Raw genomic sequence first — 21,514 nt, 5'->3', positions numbered from 1 at the left:
TTCTGAAAAGCATGTTGGAGTTACATGGAAGGCCCTTGGTTTCGAGTATGATATACGTCTTAGCTTGGGTGAACGCTGCGCAAACGGAACGTTGTTACAATCGCTGTTGTGTCCAGATTTTTTTCATTCCCCTTTGCGGTGAAAATCCGGACACAAAGGCGAACGCTTCGCTTTTTCACAATCGTTCCGCCCGCTCCGCTGTTTGAGTGTAAGGTGCGAGTGCACTTAAAACATACTGAAAAAGATTAGTGTTCTCATGCAACACAAATCTGAAAAAGAAATAGCCGCACTGAACGCCTCAATGAACGCCCCACTGAACGCCCCACTGAACGCCTACTGAACACTTCACTGAATATAAATGTTGTACTTTTTGCAGGAACTCTGTTCGTTTGAGCTCAGATCATGCACATTGTTGTATTTATTGCAGGAATTCGGTTAGATTCACAGCTGAGGAGCGCAGATTGTTGTAATTAGCGCAGGAATTCCATCAGCGCGGTGCTGGGTCATGCGCATTGTTGTATTCTGTGCAGGAATTCTATCTGCGCCTAGCTGGATATGGTGCATTGTTGCACTTTGTAACCAATAATATGAACATTTGAAAGAACGCGATAACATGAACGGTCACAAATTCAATAGCGGCTGAAGCAAAAAACGAAAAACAGCAATTCTCTTATAAAAGGAGGATCGCTGTTTTCCTGTAATTATAACTTTAAGATACAATATTCGGCATTCGCCGCCTTGGTTACCCGGCTTCAAAGGCTTGCTTAAACTGGCTGTTATACAGCTCGGCATATATCCCTTGCAGCGCAAGGAGCTGGCTGTGGTTACCTTGCTCGGCGATCTGTCCGCCTTGGATGACCAGAATCCGGTCAGCATCCTGAATGGTGCTGAGCCGGTGGGCGATCACGAAGCTGGTGCGGCCCTTCATCAGTGTCCGCATAGCCTGCTGAATATGCATCTCTGTCCGGGTATCCACACTGCTCGTTGCCTCATCCAGAATGAGGATGGCCGGATCGGCCAGGATGGCGCGGGCAATGGTCAACAGCTGGCGCTGGCCGTGGCTCAAGGTGGTCCCGTCCGTGCCCAGCAGCGTGTCGTACCCCTGCGGCATTCGCGCTATGAAGCCGCTGACGTTGGCTAGATTGGCCGCCTCTTCCACTTCACGGTCCGTGGCCTCCAGACGGCCGAACCGGATATTCTCACGGATGGTCCCCGAGAAGACATGGGCGTCCTGCAGCACCATGCCGAGCTGGCGGCGCAGCCCGTTTTTACCCAGCTCCCGGATATCCCTGCCGTCGATCAGCACCTCACCGCCGCTCACTTCATAGAAGCGCGTCAGCAGGTTGACAATGGTCGTCTTCCCCGCTCCGGTCGGCCCGACCAGGGCGATCGTCTCGCCTGGCTGTGCGGTGAAGCTTACACCGTTCAGAATAGGCGCGCCCGGCTTATAGCCGAACACTACATCCCGGAAAACAACTTCCCCGCGAATCCGATCCAGCTCCTGCGGCTGCTCCCCGCTGTACTCGGAGGACATATCCATCACTTCAAATACGCGCTCCGCTCCGGCGATTGCCGATTGGATCAGATTATATTGGTTCGCAAGGTCGGAGATGGGGCGGCCGAACTGCTTGGCATAATTCAGCATACTGACGATGACCCCCACGGTAACCAGCTCATGATAAGCCATCCAGCCGCCAATTCCGGCAATCAGCGCGAAGTTCAGATTGTTAATCAGGTTCATTACTGGTCCTACCAGGCCGGATACGATCTGCGCCTTAATGCTAGCTTGGTTAAGCTCCCCGCTTATTCGGCGGAATCTGGTGACCTCCGCCTGTTCTCTGCGGTATTGCTTAATCACCTTCTGGCCGCTGACCGCTTCTTCAATGAAGCCGTTCAGCTCACCCAGATGCTGCTGCTGATCCTTGAAGTAGATCCGGCTTAAGCCGGTAATCCGGCGGCTCGCCAGCACGACCAGCGGAATGGTTACCAGAGCAACTCCAGTCAACGGCACATTCAGCATCAGCATAATGACCAGAGAGCCGCTAAGTGTAATCAGACTGTTCAGCAGCTGGGTTACACTCTGATTCAGCGAGTTGGAGACGTTGTCAATGTCATTGGTTGCACGGCTCATCAGCTCACCGTTAGCATGGGTATCGAAGAAGCTGACCGGCAGCTCCTGGTATTTGGCGAACAGATCCCGCCGCAGCTCGTACACCGTGCGCTGGGAGACGGAGGTCATCACATAAGCCTGGACCCACGAGACGGCGCTGCCCAGCAGATAAATGCCGCCCAGAAGGAGACAGAACCGGACCAGCAGACTATAATCCTGCGGGAGGATCGCGGTATCAATGGCTTTTCCTAGCAGGTAGGGTCCGATCAGGGCGAGGACAGCATTCAGAATCGTGAATACATAGACCATAATCAGCCCTGTCCGCTGACGGTTCAGATAGGACCAGATGCGGAGGATCGTTGCCTTGCTATTCTTCGGACGTACCTTGGGTGTTACGCCAACACGGCCGGGAGGCCCGCCGCCTAACACTCCAGGTCCGCCGGGAGCCTGCTCCCTTTTACGTTGACTGGACATAGGGCTCCTCCTCTTCCTTCAACTGGGAGTGACGGATGTCCCGGTAGATCTCGCTGCCTGCCATCAGCTCGGTATGCGTACCCTGTGCGGCGATCCGGCCGTTCTCCAGAATCAGAATCCGGTCGGCATCTATAATGGAAGACACACGCTGGGCAATCATAACGACAGTAGAGTCCTGAAGCTCCGTCTTCAGCAGCAGGCGGATGCTTGCTTCGGTAACCGCATCCAGAGCGCTGGTGCTGTCATCCAGGATCAGAATGGCCGGCTTAATTAACAGCGCGCGTGCAATGGACAGACGCTGCTTTTGTCCGCCTGACAGGTTCACCCCGCGTTGTCCGAGCTGCGTGTCGTAGCCTTGCGGCATAGCTGTAATGAATCCATGTGCTTCTGCGGCCACAGCCGCCTGCTCCACTTCTTCATCTGTTGCTTCCGGCCGTCCGTAACGGATATTATCCCTGATACTGCCGCTGAACAGCAGGGACTGCTGCATTACGAAGCCGATCCGGCTCCGCAGATGCTCCAGGCTAATCTCCCGGATGTCTGTTCCGTCGATCAGAACGGCACCGGACAAGACCTCATAGAATCTTGGAATCAGACTAACCAGGGTAGACTTCCCTGCTCCGGTAGCCCCCAGAATAGCGATCGTCTCCCCGGGGCTGGCTGCAAAGCTGATGTCCTCCAGCACAAGATTTTCATCCCCGCGGTTATAGGCGAAGGAGACCTTGCTGAACTCAATCCGTCCGAGCGTAATGGCTGCTTGGTCCGCCGCAGGCGCTTCGGTAATTTCACTTGTGGCGGCGAAAACTTCATTCACACGGTCCCCCGACACCTTAGCCCGTGATACGAAGGCAAGCATCGTGCTCAGCATCATCATCGACATGAGCAATTGAGTAACATAGTTAATGAAGGCAATTAGTTCACCAACGGGCAGCGCCCCGTTCCAGTTCTGTAGGCCCCCGAACCAGAGCACGGCAATAATGCTGGCATTCAGAATCAGCATCATAAGCGGCATATTCAGCGCCATCAGACGGATCGCCCGGATTCCGGTATCCGTATAGCCGGTATTTGCGGTATCGAAGCGCTTCTGCTCATGGTCTCCACGGACGAAGGCTTTGATTACACGAATGCCGGTGAGATTCTCCTGCAGTACATTGCTCACCCCATCCAGCTTCTCCTGCATCCGGGCAAATAACGGAAAAGAAAGCCGGATCAGCACAAACAGCAGGATGAACAGCAGCGGAACCGCAGCCAGCAGGATTAGCGCCAAGGACGGGCTGATCCGGACCGCCATGACCAGACTGCCGATCAGCAGCAGCGGTGACCGCACGAAGCTCCGCAGAATCATCTGCACGAAGGTCTGGAGCTGCACGACATCGTTCGTCAGCCGGGTGATCAGCGAGCCGGTCTTCAGCCGATCCAGATTGCGGTTCGAGAAGGTCTGGATATGCTCAAACAGCTTGATTCGCAGATCATTCCCGAAATTCTGTGAGGCGATACTTGCACATATCGCACAGCCCACACCCCCAGTCATCCCGATGATAGCGATTCCAATCATCATTCCGCCTGTTGAAAGGATATGCGATAAATCATTCTTCATCAGGCCTTTATCCACAATGCTGGCCATAAGTGCAGGCTGCAGCAGGTCCATCACTACTTCAACTACCATTAACAGCGGGGCAAGCACGCTCCAGAGGGCGTACGGCTTCATGAAGCCCCTGAGCTTCCACATTCAGTTCACCTTCATCTCATCAGTTGTTGCATCTGTTCGTCCGTTTAGGGTAAATATGTGATTTTATCAGTCATTGGTGTTCGCTGTTTGGCAGCAGGCACTTCCGAAGGATACCCTACGGCAAGCACCGCAATAACATCCTGTTCTTGAGGAACACCTAGCACCTCGCGGCCCTTGGCTGTACCGCCGAGTGATGACCAGAACACACCAGCTCCTGCCTCATGGGCTGCCAGCATGAAATTCTGGATATAGCAGGACACGGCCATGATGTTCTCTTCACGTTCCATTGTGGTAGCGGCAGATTTGGATAAGACTCCAATCAGCACGGGAGCACCGCCAAAATCTGTCTTATGGTTCAGCGCTGCACGGGTCTGCGGTCCAATGAACAACAGCTCCCACGGCTCATTCATCCGGTGGTTCGGAGCATAGCTGGCAGCCTCCAGCCAAGTATTCAGCTCCTCCTCCTTAATCGGGTCTGGCCGGAAGGCTTTAATCGTTCTTCTCGTTTGAATAGTATCGATAATAGTCATAGGTAGTCCACTCCTTCTGTTGTATTTGTATCCACATGGTAATAAGCATATCTCTTTAACACGTTAAATTACAAGGCTTTATAACTAGAATGGAACATTATGTATGTTATGTTGATAGCGGCATCTGGCGAATTCATGGGAAAATGTTGCTGCACTGGCTGCCGCTCATTTGCTCCTTTTGGGCAGCAGCATGCTCACACAACTTCAGGCCGACACATTGTGTGTGGTTTTCGGCATACATTGGGCCCGGGCGCCCTCGTACCAGCATATTGTGTGTGGTTTTTAGCATACATTGGGCCCGGCGCCCTCGTACCAGCATATTGTGTGTGGTTTTTAGCATACATTGGGCCCGGGCGCCCTCGTACCTGCACATTGCATGTGGTTTTTAGCATCCACATAAGAAAACCATAGTGATTTACTTAATTAGCAAAAACAGCCCAGCAAACTCCGCCTTAGCGGAGCTTCCTGAGCTGTTCTTTTGGAGGAGTTGATCTGTTCATATGTTCATCTGTACTCCGTGCACTCGTTCATCCTAGGCCTGCTCCAGGGCATATTTCCGCATCGTCTGCTGCTTGAAGTCATCCCAGGCTGGTGTGGACAGACGGGCTTGCTGCATCAGAGGTTCAAAGGCTTGATAGAGCGCCGCAATCTCGCTGAATGAGCCATCAATCAGCTTCATGAAGGGCAGCTTTTGTAACAATCTGAACCCTTGGGCGAGCAGTGCCGGGTGCTTCTTCGCCCCGTTAACCAGGGAGGCGGGGTTAACGGGTAGGCCAAGCGTGGAGAGCACGCGGAACCCTTCATCCATTACGGCAACCGCCTGTTTCCAGCGGGCGGAGTCTTTGCTTGCTTTTGTCAAATCAAAATCATAGAGATAAATGACCGACATCACCGGGATAATTGAAACAATGTGACTTAGGGAGCCAGGCGTTAATATCCTGCGAATAATCCAGCTTATACTTCGTCTTATGGAAGGCTTCTGCAAGCTCCGTCTTGAACGGAACCTCACCCTCCAGACTGCCCAGCACCATCTTGCCGCCACCGCTAATAACAATTACGCGCCCGTCTTCCTCACGCGTCCCGCCGTTTACCTGGAAGCCAAACGCAATATTCTGTGGGCTTGTTAAATGAACATCTGTTCATTAGGTTAGCAGCGGGGACTCTACTAGCGCAATTGCCAATGGTGCCAAGGATGTCAATTACTGAACAAACCCGTGTAAATTGTACATTATCCGTACCACTCCTATGCCGCAGAGCCGCTTCATTCCATTATCTGCGTATGAACGGCCACGATCAGCATATCCATATGCCGGGCATGCCGCAGCAGATATTGAACGAAGCTCATTGAGAACAGGCTGCGCAGAAAGGGTCTGCGGGACTGGCCGATGATTACCTGCGTAGTCTGCATATCATTCATCCGCTGGAGCAGATGCTTATAGAGATGCTTGCGGCTTCCTGCCTCCGTAATGTCCATTACCCCGCCCAGCCGCTCGGTCAGAGCCCTCAGCGTATCCAGCCGCTTCTGCTCCTCCGCCGTCTTCATGCGGGCACAGTGCACGTAGTGAACATGCCACTCCGCCTTCAGGCGGTGTGCAATGCGGAAGCCGCGGCGGACCAGCCGTTCAGCCTGCGGTCCTGTGTCTACACAGACGAAGATCACTTCCCGTCTGCTCCAGGGTCCGCGTAAGGCAGGCTCACGCTCCCAGGCCTCCAGCCGCTCATCCACATCATCGGCAATCTCGCGCAGGGCCAGTTCACGCAGCGCGATCAGATTGCCAATTCTGAAAAAAGACTCCAGCGCCTGATTGACCTTCTCCTGCGCATAGATCTTCCCTTCCCGCATCCGCTGCTGTAGCATCTGCGGAGTCACATCAATCAGCTCCACCTCACTCGCCATCCGCAGGATGGCATCCGGCACCGTCTCGCGCACACGCACACCGGTTAACTGCTCCACAGCATCGTTCAGGCTCTCCAAATGCTGTACATTAACCGTGGTAATGACAGAGATCCCGTTCTCCAGCAGCTTGATCACATCCTCATACCGCTTCTTGGTGAGGCTGCCGGGGACATTGGTGTGGGCCAGCTCATCCACCAGCACCACCTCGGGACGGCGGGCGATAATGGCCGCTGTATCCATCTCCGTAAGCTCGGTGGACTGGTAGGCAATCCGCGCTCTAGGAATCATCGTTAACTTGCCCACCTGCTTGCCGGTTTCCTCTCTCCCATGGGTCTCCAGCAGCCCGATGACCACATCGATGCCCCTGCCCAGCAGCAGATTGCCTTCCTGGAGCATTTTGTAGGTTTTGCCTACGCCGGGGGCTGCGCCGATATACACCTTGAAGGTGCCCCGGCGAATGTCCTCGATCCGCCGCTCCAGCTCCCGGCCGGTCAGCCGGTGGAACGGTTCTGCCGCCATCTTCACGGCGGGACGGACCGGCAGAACCCGTTCTCCCTCCTGCTCGGCACGGTCAGCCATCAGGAACACATCAATATTCCGCGTCCGCCGCAGGACACGGCTGGCAATGGAGCCTTGCCACTTCTCCTGCCAGCGGCTTTTCTGCGAATGCCCCATCACAATTCTGGTGACATTGTTCTGTATGGCATAGCGCACAAGCATGGCGGGCAGCATCCGCAGACGCAGCAGCTCCAGCTCCTCGAACCGGGCCTGAATCCGCTCGGTCAGCTTGCGGATGGAGCGCTTGAATACCTGCTGATCCTTGGTCAGGGGACGTCCGCGCAGGAGGAACGTAACGATTAGCAGGTCTCCGTTCAGCCGTTTGGCAATCTGCTGTCCCCTTCTGATATAGAGGGAACCGTTCCAATGATACTGCGCGGATACCAGAATCCGCTCTGTTGCACCCGAAGGGCCGATCAGTCCTTCGGCCTCGCGATGCTTTTCCAGGGAATCATTGACCCCTTCGGCCATCAGCCGCAGCGACACCTCACGGAGAACGCCAAGGTTCCCCCTGAGGGATAGTGCCGGATGCGCACCTTCTCCAAGCACCCCCTCCTCCAGCCGCTTGAGAATCGTCTCCGGCGACACATCGATCAGCCTAACCTCATCGGCGAGCTCCAGTGTATTGAGCGGCACGGTGCACTCCGCACGGATGCCGGTCATTTCATAGATCTGCTCGCCCACACCGGCCAGCTCATAGACATTAATAGTCGTGATTACGCTGATTCCCTGATCCATCAGATAACGGATGTCCGCAAGCCTGGTTGGGAAGCGGGCCTCCGGACGGTTGCGGTGGGCCAGACCATCGACCAGCAGCACCTCAGGATTACGCTCCACCAGCGCCTCAAGCGGCAGATCCTTCTCCTCCTTGCCGTCCTTCAGCCAGTGAATGCTGGGCACGCGCTCCAGATCGCCAAGCTGCTGGACCGTCTCCGCCCGGCCCATTGTGGAGACCGCACTGATCACCACATCGATTCCCTGTTGCTTCAGCAGCTTGCCTTCCTCCAGCATATGATAGGTTTTGCCGGAGCCGCTGACCGAGCCGATGATGATCTTCAGCCGCCCCCGCTGGAGCTGATAGATAGAATATAGAATCTCCTCAGGAGACTTGCGTTTATAGGGCGCCACCGACTCACCTTCTTTCTATTCTCACAACTCACAACTAGAGGAAGCAGTCTGTGCGGAGTCAGCTTATTTCGCCATCTCCGTCAGCGCCAGATTCAGCTTCAGCACATTCACCCGTTTCTCTCCGAAAAGCCCCAGATCACGCCCTTCGGTATGCTCTTTCACCAGCGCTTCAAGGGTATCTGCCGGAATGCCGGTCAGCTTGCTGATCCGGGGAACCTGCACGAGCGCCGCAGCCGGAGAAATATGCGGATCAAGACCCGATCCGGAATTCGTAATCAGATCCACAGGGAGCTGACTTACAGGGACGCCGGGATTGTCCAGCTTCCACTGGGCAATGGAATCCTTCGTGCGCTGCAGCATATCGGGATTCGATGGGCCATAGTTATTCGATCCCGAGGCTTCGGCTTTGTATCCGATACTGGATACACGGCTCTGGAACATAGCCTGGTTCGTGAAGCTCTGCCCGATCAGCGCAGAACCGACGACTTTCCCGGAAGCATCCTTCAGCAGGCTGCCGTTCGCCTGGGCAGGCATCAGCACCTGGGCAAGCGCGGTGGAAGCCAGCGGATAGATCATTCCGCAGAGAATAATGAATACGATGCTTAACCTCACTGTAGTGAAGACAAAAGCTGCTGGTGAAGCGGAGACCTGCTCTCCGGTTGTCTCATGTGTAGATTGTGTCATGATGATTACGCCCTCCTTATATATTCAATCGTCTGCCGGACCCCTAGATCCATATACTGACGAGCATATCAATCAGCTTAATGCCGGCGAATGGAACAGCGACTCCGCCCAGACCATAGATGACAATGTTGCGCGTCAGTAGTCTGGTCGAACTCATCGGCTTATAGGAGACCCCGCGCATCGCGAGCGGAATCAGCAGCGGGATGATAATCGCGTTGAAGATCAGCGCCGAAATAATAGCGGAGCTTGGGGACCCTAGACTCATGATGTTCAGGGCTTCCATCTCAGGAATAGCGAGCGTGAACATCGCCGGAATGATCGCAAAATACTTGGCAATATCGTTAGCGATGCTGAAGGTGGTCAGCGCCCCGCGCGTCATAAGGAGCTGCTTCCCGATGGCTACAACCTCGATGATCTTGGACGGATCAGAATCCAGATCGACCATATTGGCCGCTTCCTTGGCTGCAGTTGTCCCGCTGTTCATCGCCAGCCCGACATCGGCCTGAGCCAGCGCGGGAGCGTCGTTCGTTCCATCCCCGGTCATGGCGACCAGCTTACCCTCGTTCTGCTCCCGGCGGATCACCGCAATTTTATCCTCCGGAGTACTCTCAGCTATAAAATCATCGACCCCGGCTTCACGGGCAATCGTAGCGGCGGTCAGCGGGTTATCCCCGGTACACATAATCGTCTTGATCCCCATGCTGCGCAGCTCGTCGAAGCGCTCCTTCATCCCGGGCTTGACGGTATCCTTCAGATAGATTAGCCCGAAGATCCGGTTATCTACAGCAACCGCGAGCGGAGTGCCGCCCAGCCGGGCGATAGCATCCGAGTTGCTGTCCAGATCGGCCGGTACGGCACCGCCTTGCGACAGCACCCACTTCTTCACGGAGTCGACCGCTCCCTTGCGCACAGAGCGTCCGTCCCGCAGATCTATCCCGCTCATCCGGGTCTCTGCCTTGAACTCAATGAACTCCCCGCCGTCCGCGAGGCTGCTCTCATACTGAAGCTCCAGCTTCTTCGCCAGCTCCAGGACAGAGCGCCCTTCGGGCGTCTCATCCTTCAGCGAGCTGACCGCCGCCCAGGCTGCAAGCTCGGCTACAGTTGCTTCGCCTACCGCAACGAACTCACTGGCCATCCGGTTGCCGAAGGTAATCGTCCCCGTCTTATCCAGAATCATCGTGTTGATATCCCCGGCAGCTTCCACCGCCTTCCCGGACATCGCCAGGACGTTGAACTGTGTCACCCGGTCCATTCCCGCAATCCCGATGGCCGACAGCAGTCCGCCGATGGTGGTCGGAATCAGGCAGACGAGCAGTGCGATCATGACCGGAATCTCCAGCTTCACCCCGATATAATCCGCGATGGGACGCAGGGTGACTACGACAATCAGGAAAATAATCGTGAGGCTGATCAGCAGCGTGTTCAGGGCAATCTCATTCGGTGTCTTCTGGCGCTTCGCCCCTTCGACCAGCGAGATCATCCGGTCCAGGAACGATTCTCCCGGATCACTGGTGATCCGCACCTTGATCTGGTCGCTGACTACCCGGGTACCGCCGGTCACGGAGCCGAAGTCGCCTCCGGCTTCCTTAATGACCGGAGCCGACTCCCCGGTGATGGCCGATTCGTCCACAGAAGCCAGCCCCTCGGTCACTTCCCCGTCGCCGGGAATCAGTTCGCCCTGGCTGACGACTACGATATCGCCTTTGCGCAGCTCAGAGGCCGGTACTTGCTTGACCCCTGATCCCGCCAGCTTATTGGCGGTGATGTCCTGCTTGGTTTTTTTGAGCGAATCGGCTTGTGCCTTACCCCGGCCCTCCGCCAGCGCTTCTGCGAAGTTAGCAAACAGCACGGTAAACAGCAGGATGAAGAACACGGTAATATTGAAGCCTACCGCGTGCTCCGCATGGAAATACCCCGGCGCCAGCACCATAAGCAATACGATAACCGTCCCAACCTCCACGACGAACATGACCGGATTCTTCATTAGCGTCACCGGGTTCAGCTTCACCAGACTATCCTTGGCAGCACTTAGCAGGATGGGACCCGTCAGCAGCTTCTTTCTGTGTACAGTACTCATTCTCGTCTCTCCCTCTCCCTACCGTAAAGTCAAATATTCTGCAACCGGACCGAGGACAATCACCGGCAGGAAGGTCAGCGCGCCGATAATCAGCACCGTACCGATCAGGATGCCGGTGAACAGGCCGTTGTCTGTGCGGAAGGTTCCAATGGTCTCCGGCACCGGCTTCTTGCGCAGCAGGGAACCGGCAACCGCCAGCATAGCGATCATCGAGACATACCGGCCCAGCAGCATGACCACCCCGGTGGTGATATTCCAGAAGGAAGTATTATCCGCCAGTCCTTCGAAGCCCGAGCCGTTATTGGCCGCAGACGATACGTATTCATACAGCACCTGGGTCATTCCGTGGAAGCCGGGGTTACTGATACTGCCTTTACCGAGCTCTGTCAGAAAAGCCCCCGCCGTCGGCACCAGAATAATCAGCGGATGAATCAAAATGGCGATGGCGATCAGCTTCATCTCCCGCGCTTCAATCTTGCGGCCCAGGAACTCCGGCGTCCGGCCCACCATCAGCCCGCAGAGGAACACGCCGAGGATTGCATACATGAGCATATTGATCAGCCCGACCCCTTTGCCGCCGAACACGTTATTCAGCATCATGAGGGTCAGCGGGGTAATACTGCCGAGCGGCGTCAGCGTATCATGCATATTGTTCACACTGCCGGTGGTTGCCGCCGTTGTAACGGTGGTGAACAGCGCCGACTGTGCGATGCCGAACCGGACCTCTTTTCCCTCCATACTGCCCTGTGAAGCATCTATCCCCATGGCGTTAATCGCCGGGTTGCCCGCACTTTCCGCAGCGTAATTCACTCCGAGCAATACCACGAACAGCGTCATCATCGCGCCAAAGATCATCCAACCCTGCCGCTTGTTCCCGGCGAACTTCCCGTACATATACGGCAGAGATGCGGGCAGCAGCCACATGGAGAGGATCTCCAGCACATTGCTCAGCGGACCCGGATTCTCAAAAGGATGCGCAGAGTTGGCTCCGAAGAAGCCCCCGCCGTTCGTGCCGATGTGCTTAATGGACTCCAGGGAGGCCACCGGACCGATAGCAATCTGCTGGGTCTGCCCTTCAAGCGTAGTGACTTCCAGCGTAGGCTTCAGGGTCTGCGGCACATGAAGCGCTACAAGCGCCAGTGTTACAAGCAGTGCCAGCGGAATGAAGATCCGGATATGCGCTTTGACGAAGTCCTCGAAGAAGTTCCCCACCGAGCGGCGGCCTGTAATCCCTCTGACAAAAGCAACCGCGACCGAGAAGCCGCTGGCCGCCGAGGTGAACATCAGCATCGTCATGACCGCCATCTGTGAGAAGTAGGACACGCCCGTCTCCCCGCTGTAATGCTGCAGATTCGTATTGGTGATGAAGCTGATCACCGTGTTGAAGGTAAGCGTCTCTTCCATATTGCCAATCCCGCCCGGGTTGAGCGGAAGCCCATTTTGCAGCCGCAGGAAGAGATAACTGAATACCACCAGTACAAGGTTCGTTACGATGAAGCTGAGCGCATATTTCTTCCAGGACATCCCGCCCCGCTGCTTCAGCCCGATCAGACGATAAATTCCTTTCTCCGCGGTACCAAATACCCGGTCTGTCCGGTTCGGTTCATTCGAGAATACATGATATAGATAAGTGCCCACCGGCTTCACCAGCAGTACCAGTATTAAGATGACGACTACAATCTGCACAATCCCCACGGATGGCCCTCCTTTTAATATAACTATCATTTTCAGTCTTTGTCTTTCTTCTGCCCTACCCTTTCCTGTACAAGCTGAATTTTGAATTGATCTTTATGGATAGAGTGCCGGAGGGGAAATTTGGAACTGTAGGAGCGGAAGCGACCGCCTTTGTCTCCGGATTTCATCCGCAATTAGCGATACAAATCAAGAAATTTGGAGACAACAGCGGCCGGAAGTCAAATGTTCTCCGCAGGCACGGATGATCCATAACTTAGATTCTCAGTCAGCTTGAACAGCCCCACCTTAGAATTTCTCAGGATGAATCAAAGCATAGCCCAAATACAGAAACAGCAGCGCAGTAGCTGCGAGGACAACCGCCATTACTCCGTCCCCCCTTGCTCATCGGTCACACGGCTGCACCATTGTACAAACGCATAGAATACCGTGAATATCGCTGCCAGCATTGCCGTCATATACACATCCATCATCGTCTTTGCCACTCCTCACCTTATGGTAATCTCTCTCTTGTAACTTCCGGTCTAGCGTATCATTTCTCCCATTAGTTCAGGGTAAGGGTTTCCTCAGGCGCATTAAGATTGTATTAAGACTTCAGGAGGAATGGTAAATCTCTTCACCCAGCACCCTGTTGACCGCCCCGATAAAAGCACCATAACCTCCGTCCGCCTCCATCCGGTGCGGGAGCGCCCAGGCAAGGATCACTTCCGTCTCCTGACGATCGAATTCGAAGCTGGTCACAAGCAGCTCACTGACCTTACGTGCCGAAGCCCCGCAGGCAAACTGGTATGCCGCAGCGTACACCCCGCTATTCTCATAGGTGCACTCTTGCAGCAGATAGATCCGGTCATAATGCCGCTTGATCAGCACCAGCAGCGCCGTCAGCACCGTCACCCATCCGATATTTCTCATCCACACATCCATCTCCATGCCTTCTCTCCAGTATGTTAACTTCAGAATTCAGCGTACCACTCCCGCCATTAGTTCAGGATTAGGGTTTGGTTCTACAGATTAAGATTACGTTAAAATACCGCCGGAACGCTGCTCCAGCTGCTCTCGCATCATCCGCCGGAACGGCAAAAAACCATGCCTGCAAAGGCATGGTTAGGAACACTATGAAACACGCTATACGGCTTCCGTAAGCCGTTTCAAATCACTCGGCTGTCGTCTCCCGCCTGCAGCATCCGGTAGCCCACACCGATATGGGTCTGGATCACCTTGGGCTGGGAAGGGCTGCGCTCAATCTTCTTGCGGAGCGTAGCCATGAACACACGGAGCGCCGGAATATCATACGTAGGACTGCCCCAGATTTCATGCAGGATATAATTATGGGTCAGGACCTTGCCGACATTCTTCGCCAGCAGACACAGCAGCTTATACTCAATCGGCGTCAGGTGGATCTCATCATTGTCCAGCCAGACACAGCCCGCAGCATAGTCAATCCGCAGATTTCCGTTCGCAAAAAAGGCCGAATCCTTCATCAGCTTCTCGCTGTCCCCCCGGATTCGCCGCAGACTGACCCGCAGCCGGGCGAGCAGCTCCTCCACGCTGAAAGGCTTGGTCAGATAATCATCGGCTCCGGCATCCAGCGCTTCGATCTTGTCGCGGTCCTCGCTGCGGGCACTGACCACGATGATCGGAAGGTTCGACCACGCCCGGATCTTCCGGATAATATCCACACCGTCCATATCGGGCAGACCGAGGTCCAGGATCATCAGGTCCGGCTGACTGGATACGGCCTCCAGGATGGATGCCTCCCCCGTCTCTGCGGTATGGTATTTATAGCCCTGAGTCTCCAGAGTTGTGGTAATCAGCTTGCGGATCGGCTTGTCGTCTTCGACGACCAGAATCATGGGTTTATTCATGGACATTCACCTCCTCTGCCAGCAGGGTGAAGCGGAAGACCGTTCCCTGCGGTGCATGATCTTGTACTTCAATATGCCCGCCATGGGCATGAATAATTGATTTGCAGAGCGCAAGGCCCAGGCCCAGACCGCGCCTGCCATCTCCCCGCACATTGTCCGCCGTATAGAACATTTCGAACACCTTGGCCTTCGCTTCCGGGGATATCCCCGGCCCATCGTCAGCGACCTCGACCACTACTAGCCCCTTCTCCTGTCTGGCGGATAGGGTAATATGTGAACCCGACCCGCTGTACTTAATCGCATTATCCACCAGGTTGATGATCACCTGAATGATCAGCCGTGAATCCATCCGGGCCATCAGCAGTTCCTCTTCGAGCACCACCCGGATCACATGATCCTCCTTGTTGCGGTTCACATGCAGCAGCGCTTCCGCGATCACTTCCTCCAGCAGCTCCGCCTGAAAGTTCAAATGAAGCGCGCCATTATCAATCCGCGTAATCGACAGCAGATTCTCCACCAGATTGATCAGCCAGATCGAATCGTCATAAATATCGTTGTACAGCTCCTGCTTCTGCTCCTCGCTCAGCACCGCCGAATTGCCGATCAGGATGCCCGCGTTACCGGAAATACTGGTAAGCGGCGTACGCAGATCATGCGAGATTCCGCGCAGCAGATTGGCACGCAGCTGTTCCTGCCGGATTTGCAGGGAGCTTTCTTTTTGCAGCTCATTCAGCTTGTCTTTCTCCAGCGCGAGGGCGCATTCGCCTAGCATGGCAATCATCAGACTTGACTCGAACACCTCCAGCGGCTCTTCCTGCTGCATCACAATTCCTGCTACTGCAAACACCGTATCGCCGCTTCGCACCGCATGATACAGACAATGGGCCGCCGAGAAGGTATCGGTAGACGCTCCGGCCCGTTTGTTGTTCCGCAGCACCCATTCCGCTACCTCGCGTTCCGCTTCCAGCTTAGCCTTTTGAGCGTCAATCGTACTTCCATCCTTGTTGTACAGCAGCGGCTCCGAGAGCCCATCGTCCACAACCTCATAGATGATGATGCTCCGGTCCAGCAGTTTGAGCATTTGCAGCGCGGTCTCGCTCAGAATGGCGGGCGTGTCTTTGGCCTGCTGCAGCTTCCGGCTGGTCTCCAGGAGCACCTCGGTGCGGTAGGCTTTTTGTGCCGATTCTCTGGCCTGCTCTTTCACCCGCAACGTCAACGTACTGGTGATGAACGAGGCGGCCAGCATCACGAGGAAGGTCACCGGATACCCCGAGTCATAGGCCTGAAGCGAGAAATATGGCTCAGTGAAAAAATAGTTAAAGACCAGCACGCTCAAAATCGATGTCACCGCGCTGTACAGCCGTCCTTTTGTAACCATCGCATCCAATAGAACACCCAGAATATAGACGGTGATAATGTTCGCTTCACTGAAGCCGAGCACCTTGAACCACAACCCGATGATCGTGCAGACCAGCAGAATCCCCAGGGTTTTGCCCGTATCAGCCAGGGTGAGAAGCGGAGGTCTGGCATATTGCGGAATTTTGGATTGCAAGGCAGACTCTTGATCCGGGATGATATAGATGTCGATATTCGGGGCAGCAGCCGTCAGTTTATCTACAAAACCCGAACCGACGGACCAGCGGCTGCGATTCTGCGACCGGCCCAGGATGATTTTGGAGACCCGGCTGGTTTTGGCATATTCGGCGATCTGTGCCGGCACATCCTCCCCGTAGACAGTGGCAACCTGCGCATTAAGCTGTTCGGCCAGCCGCAGATTCTCCCGCAGCTCCGACTTGTTCCTTGCCGTTAACTCTTTCGTTCGAGAGGTCTCCACGTAGAGAGCAGTGAATTCCCCCTGCAAATCTTCGGCCATTCTCGCCGCTGTGCGGATGACCTTCTTGTTGGATATTGCCGACGACAGGCAGACCAGGATATGTTCTCTGCTGTACAAGTTGGCTTCCACTGCCCGTTCCCCTAACCTGCCCTCATAACGTTTGAATTGATCCGCCCTGTACCGTTGAGCCAATTCCCGCAAAGCGATTAGCTTCTGGGGAGTGTACAGATCACCGGCCTCCTGCCGGAGCTGCTCCGTGGAAAAGATTCGCCCCTCATGCAGACGCTTCAGCCAAATGTCCGGACTGATATCAATGAACTCGATCTGGTCCGCACGCTCGAACACACTGTCGGGAATACGCGCTGGCTCAGCCATTCCGGTCGTGGATGCTACAACATCGCTCATACTTTCCAGCTGTTCTATACTAACCGTAGTGTAGACATCTATTCCCGCGCGCAGCAGCTCCTCCATATCCTGAACCCGCCGCTTGTGGCGTACACCCGGAGCATTGATGTGGGCCAGCTCATCCAGTAAAATCAAGTCCGGCCTCCTGCGGATCGCCTGGTCCAGATCGAATTCCCGCCGGGTGGTCCCGTTTACAGGAATGTCCAGCGGCGGCAACAGCTCCAATCCGTTAATAAGCTCCGCTATATCTGCTCTGTCATGGGCTTCAATGTAGCCTGCCAGCACCTGTTGGCCGTTTTTCTGCTCCGTATGGGCAGCCTCCAGCATCGCCCGGGTCTTCCCTGCTCCCGGTACATAACCGAAGAATATCCTCAGCCTTCCGCGCCGCTTCTTCGCTGTATTTTCCCCTATCATCTAAAGGTTTCCTTCCCTCTAAGCCCATCTATAGGCCAGCCATTGTACACTGTAGCGTTAGTATAGCATGTGCATAATGAGCATAGTATTACGGATTCGGCTGTGGCATTAAGATTGCATTAAGATGATCGACCTTGCAGCAGCGCTGTATCACATTGCCCATACGCATTACTCCCCGCCGTAACCACTGTGCCATCCTTCTGTAGACCGAGCGTGTGGGTGCAGCCTGCCGCAATGGCAACGATATCCGTCCAGCCGCTTACCTCGCATTGCCCGTAATCATTCCAGCCTGTAGCCGTCACCGTACCATCCCATTGAAGACCTACCGTATGATGACTGCCAGCCGTGATGGCCTTAATCTTGCGCCAACCGCCTACTTCACCCTGTCCGCGCTTGTTCAGACCTGTAGCTACTGCTGTACCGTCTACTCTAAGTCCGGCCGTATGAAGATAACCCGCTGAGATCATCTTCAGCTCCTGCCAGCCATTCACATTCCGCTGCCCATAGCGGTTGTTCCCCGCCGTAATAGCCGTACCATCGGCCTTGAGTCCAACTGTGTGCCAGTCTCCTGCGGTAACCGCAACGATATCCGACCAGCCACTGACTTCACATTGACCCTCGTTGTTTCTTCCCGCCGCAACCACTGTTCCGTCTGTCTTCAGCCCGACCGTACGCCGCCAGCCTGCCGCAACCGCAACGATATCGTGCCAATCGTCCACGTTGCATTGATTATGCTTATTCCAGCCTGCAGCGATCACCGTTCCATCCGATCTTAGCCCTACTGTATGCGAATTCCCTGTATGAGCATTACCCGCTGCAACCGCAATTATATTACGCCAGCCGCTTACCTCGCATTGCCCGTATGTATTTTCGCCGCAAGCCCGCGCGGTTCCGTCCGGCAAGAGCAGAACAGAATGGCGGTATCCCGCCGCGATGGCGGATAATGAATCAGTATGCATATGGATGTTGCTCCTTTGGTTTTTTTTCGCGTAAGGATCTCATAATGGTATTGCTAGTATTGCAAAATATTTGTTACATTTCAACGCTCTTGTGAAGAGCATTCTCGATGGCCTTGAGATAGGCTTTACTTGTTAGCGTAGCACCGCTGATACTGTCTACCTGAAGCGATTGAGCCTGGATCACTCTGCCGAACAATTCATCTGCCGACGCCGCAGGCTGATTCTCCGCATGCTCCAGGAGCTGGATCGCTGTAACTTTATGCGCTGTGACGGTAACCAGCACCTTATTCGCCCTCCATTTATACATTCCGCCAGCATATTCACCTGTATACTCACCTGCATGCAGCTTGTTGAAGTTCACTTGATCGATCTCTACATTCCGCGCTTCACGGCGCTCTTTTTCTGTATACAGCAATGCCGCGCCTGAGCCGATTAGTCCCACGAGAATCACGGTTAGGCACACCAGCAGCAGGTTGCGTTTCCACTTCTTTTTCATGTTGACCCTCCTCTTAAACCCCTCGTCGTGAATGAATATATTTGTGTTCATTCATCATTAAGCGCGTTTAGCCATTCTTTTACCGATTCTGTCGAACAGATGCCCGGCCAAGCTCTTGACAGGACCCAGAGAGACCGGATAATAATACGCCGCTTCAAACCAGCCGTTAGCCCGGTAATGCCGGTAATCCTTCGACCGCTCATCCAGCATATGCTGAATACTGGTCCGGGACAGCCGGAACATCAGCAAGCGGAACAATGTGGGAGCCGGCGGTGCCGGACGCATCAGTCCTTTGTAGAAGCGGGCCGCAGACTTGCGGATTCTCACTGCATTCTTCTGCGCGGCTGCCGGGGTAACTGGCTCCATCGTACTAAGCACACACCCTTGGGTAACCTGGAAACCCAGATTCTCTCCCATGCTGCTAAGATATTTGACAATCGCATTCCCGCCGTGAATCCCCTGATTGACGATCGACGTATACGTCTTGCCAAAGAACTGCGGCCGATGGAACACATACGCCAGCCGGTCCAGCAGATTCTTCATCGATGCCGAGACATGGAAGGCGTAATTGGGAGTCGCCATAATCACACCGTCCGCACGCTCCAGCTTCTCGATCAGCACATCCCTGTCATCTTTGAGCGGACAATATTCTTCGCCCTTACTGAAACAGGTTTTGCAGCCCCGGCAGAACTCCAGCCTATAGTCCTTGAGGAAAATATACTCAAACTCAATCTCCCCGTAGGTTCGGAGCTGTGCTTCAAACTCACGGACCGCTCTGTACGTATTGTTCTTCTGCTGATTGCCGATGATTGCGATGACCTTCTTCATGATAGTCCCTCCAGAATAGAATGCAAAATAGTAGTTCTCTTGATACCAGCCCAGATCATGAATGAATTTTATTATATTCATTCATAACGTATATTAACATAGATATGCGCTGTTGTCTGTACGGACACGGCTTGATTTTGAACGATTGGTGAAGAGCTTCCGGGCCAAAAGAAAGAAGCCACAAGCAGCAATCTGCTCATGGCCTCCTGATCCTTGTATTCTAAATGCTTTTCACCGCCACGAGCCTCTTGTGAAAGCTATGGACCCGTCATAGTCAACATATACATTTTTGATATTCGGATGACTCAAATAATCAGTCACAGTGTAAAACAGCGGAATAACTGCCATTTGATCCATGAGCAGCTGTTCGGCCGTGGCATAGATCTGCATACGCGTGCCGGGGTCGGCCGCCTGCCGGGCTTGCTGCATATAACGGTCATACACTGTATTGCTCCACCCTGTATCATTGGAGACATTCTGTGAACTGAACAGCTCCAGCATCGAGGCCGGATCATTGAAATCAGCGCTCCATCCCGCTCTTGCTATAGCATAGTTCTGATGTATACGATTATCCAGCAGTTCCTCGAAGCTTTGGATTTCTACACTTGCTTCAATGCCTAAGTTCTTTTGCCAGTCCTTGATCACTTTACTTGCGATAACGTCATGATTGATATATTCATTCACGATAATAGTGAAGCTGGGGAACTTGGTGAGTCCCGCTTCTCTCATGCCTTCCTTCAGTAATTGCTTGGCCGCCGCCACATCCTCATGAAAGTACATCTTATCCGACATCTCTGTGCGGAAATTCAACTGGGTCCCATGAATACTTGGCGGCACAAATCCAAACGCCGGATTGCCGTAACGCAAGGCTTCGCGGTCAATCGCCATCGCCAATGCCTGGCGGATCTTCAGATTGTCAAACGGCGGCTTAGTCAGATTGAATTGATAAAAATAGGTGGAAGCATACGGCCCTTCATGCAGGTCGCGGTAAGATGCGCTATCTAAGGATGTATAATCCACTGATTCCACCCCTCCGCCTCCAACCCAGTCAACCTCCTTGTTCATATAAGCGACTGTCGGATTCTCAGGCAGCAGCAGACGTACCTCCGGCAGCTTAATTTCTTGGGCCGCATAATAAGCAGGATTTTTAACTATAGAAATCTCGTTACTCTTCCATGTCTTGAGCTTGAAGGGACCATTGGTTACCATAGACTTAAGGTCTGTTGCCCATTGGTTGTTAGCCTTCGCAGTCTTAGCGAACACCGGAAAATAGATACTCTCTGCGAGCAGTTGGATGAAATAGGAGGTTTTCTCCTTTAATGTGACCTGTAGTGTGGTGTTATTCAACGCCTTTACGCCGATTTTGGAGGTATCCTTCAGAAGTCCCTCGTTGTAGTTCTGCGCATTATTAATCATGTACATATTAAAAGCGTAGACATTCTTGGCTTCCGGAGCCAGCGCCCGCTTCCAGGCATACTCGAAGTCCGAGGCCAGCACCTGCTGCCCGTTGCTCCATTTCGCATCCCCGCGAAGCGCAAAGGTATACGTTCTGCCATCCTTCGAGAGGGTCCATGATTTTGCTATTGCCGGAACGGCCTGACCAGCCGCATTCAACCGGACCAGTCCTTCAAATAACCCTTTGAGAACCGTCACTGTGCTGTCATCCGCAGCTGCTGCCGGATCAAGCTGATCAGGAAGACTTCCCAGACCGATACGCAATACCTTATTAGCTTGTGCAGCAGATGAAGTACCTGCCCCTCCCGTGAGCGTTACACTCATCATTAAACCTACTGCCAAAATGATATAAAGCAACCTTTTCATCAACGTTTCCCCT

The 21,514-nt window shown here is 54.1% G+C and carries 16 protein-coding genes; all 16 read right to left on the bottom strand.

The genetic code is table 11. The features are described 5' to 3' along the window. Nucleotides 1-742: 742 nt before the first annotated feature. Complete coding sequence (locus NST69_RS14130; protein ID WP_342549681.1) at nt 743-2,584, bottom strand: ABC transporter ATP-binding protein; 1,842 nt, start codon at nt 2,582-2,584, stop codon at nt 743-745. Then, complete coding sequence (locus NST69_RS14125) at nt 2,568-4,313, bottom strand: ABC transporter ATP-binding protein (RefSeq protein WP_036728499.1); 1,746 nt, start codon at nt 4,311-4,313, stop codon at nt 2,568-2,570. The genes NST69_RS14130 and NST69_RS14125 overlap by 17 nt, the downstream gene beginning before the upstream one ends. 44 nt (nt 4,314-4,357) lie before the next feature. Continuing rightward, nucleotides 4,358-4,843: a nitroreductase family protein gene (locus NST69_RS14120; RefSeq protein ID WP_036728502.1), complete on the bottom strand. Its 486-nt coding sequence runs from the start codon at nt 4,841-4,843 to the stop codon at nt 4,358-4,360. A 532-nt stretch (nt 4,844-5,375) separates the two neighbouring features. Then, a complete protein-coding gene (locus tag NST69_RS14115) occupies nt 5,376-5,651 on the bottom strand; it encodes a hypothetical protein (protein ID WP_342549679.1) in 276 nt (91 codons plus the stop codon). Between the two features lie 58 nt (nt 5,652-5,709). Next, nucleotides 5,710-5,874 (bottom strand): hypothetical protein, encoded by a 165-nt coding sequence (locus NST69_RS14110; protein ID WP_342549678.1) that lies wholly within the window; start codon nt 5,872-5,874, stop codon nt 5,710-5,712. Between the two features lie 230 nt (nt 5,875-6,104). Next, the gene (locus tag NST69_RS14105) at nt 6,105-8,426 is read right to left on the bottom strand and encodes a universal stress protein (RefSeq protein WP_342549677.1); all 2,322 of its coding nucleotides are present in this window, start codon (nt 8,424-8,426) and stop codon (nt 6,105-6,107) included. Between the two features lie 63 nt (nt 8,427-8,489). Beyond that, nucleotides 8,490-9,110 carry a potassium-transporting ATPase subunit KdpC gene (gene kdpC, locus NST69_RS14100; RefSeq protein ID WP_339314142.1) on the bottom strand — a complete coding sequence of 207 codons (621 nt, stop codon included), beginning with the start codon at nt 9,108-9,110 and terminating at the stop codon, nt 8,490-8,492. Between the two features lie 43 nt (nt 9,111-9,153). After that, nucleotides 9,154-11,187, bottom strand: coding sequence for a potassium-transporting ATPase subunit KdpB (gene kdpB, locus NST69_RS14095; protein ID WP_342549675.1), 2,034 nt, complete (start codon nt 11,185-11,187; stop codon nt 9,154-9,156). Between the two features lie 18 nt (nt 11,188-11,205). Continuing rightward, nucleotides 11,206-12,882, bottom strand: coding sequence for a potassium-transporting ATPase subunit KdpA (kdpA, locus tag NST69_RS14090; protein WP_342549674.1), 1,677 nt, complete (start codon nt 12,880-12,882; stop codon nt 11,206-11,208). 591 nt (nt 12,883-13,473) lie between these two features. Next, nucleotides 13,474-13,809, bottom strand: coding sequence for a hypothetical protein (locus NST69_RS14085; RefSeq protein WP_342549673.1), 336 nt, complete (start codon nt 13,807-13,809; stop codon nt 13,474-13,476). A 218-nt stretch (nt 13,810-14,027) separates the two neighbouring features. Then, complete coding sequence (locus NST69_RS14080; protein WP_036728515.1) at nt 14,028-14,744, bottom strand: response regulator transcription factor; 717 nt, start codon at nt 14,742-14,744, stop codon at nt 14,028-14,030. Next, nucleotides 14,737-17,397, bottom strand: a complete 2,661-nt coding sequence (locus tag NST69_RS14075; protein ID WP_339314138.1) for a sensor histidine kinase KdpD — start codon at nt 17,395-17,397, stop codon at nt 14,737-14,739. Before NST69_RS14075 ends, NST69_RS14080 begins: the two co-directional genes overlap by 8 nt. Nucleotides 17,398-17,516: 119 nt before the next feature. Further along, the gene (locus tag NST69_RS14070; protein WP_342549672.1) at nt 17,517-18,356 is read right to left on the bottom strand and encodes a chromosome condensation regulator; all 840 of its coding nucleotides are present in this window, start codon (nt 18,354-18,356) and stop codon (nt 17,517-17,519) included. Between the two features lie 73 nt (nt 18,357-18,429). After that, nucleotides 18,430-18,852, bottom strand: coding sequence for an FMN-binding protein (locus tag NST69_RS14065; RefSeq protein WP_209870546.1), 423 nt, complete (start codon nt 18,850-18,852; stop codon nt 18,430-18,432). A gap of 57 nt (nt 18,853-18,909) precedes the next feature. Then, nucleotides 18,910-19,680, bottom strand: coding sequence for an NAD(P)H-dependent oxidoreductase (locus tag NST69_RS14060; protein WP_342549669.1), 771 nt, complete (start codon nt 19,678-19,680; stop codon nt 18,910-18,912). Between the two features lie 231 nt (nt 19,681-19,911). Beyond that, on the bottom strand, nt 19,912-21,501 hold the full coding sequence (locus NST69_RS14055; protein ID WP_342549668.1) for a peptide ABC transporter substrate-binding protein: 1,590 nt from the start codon (nt 21,499-21,501) through the stop codon (nt 19,912-19,914). Between the last annotated feature and the right edge of the window lie 13 nt (nt 21,502-21,514).

The sequence above is a fragment of the Paenibacillus sp. FSL P2-0089 genome (assembly GCF_038595095.1).
In the GTDB taxonomy this organism is placed as follows: Bacteria; Bacillota; Bacilli; order Paenibacillales; family Paenibacillaceae; genus Paenibacillus_AQ; species Paenibacillus_AQ silagei.
This window is presented reverse-complemented; position numbering and strand designations above follow the sequence as displayed.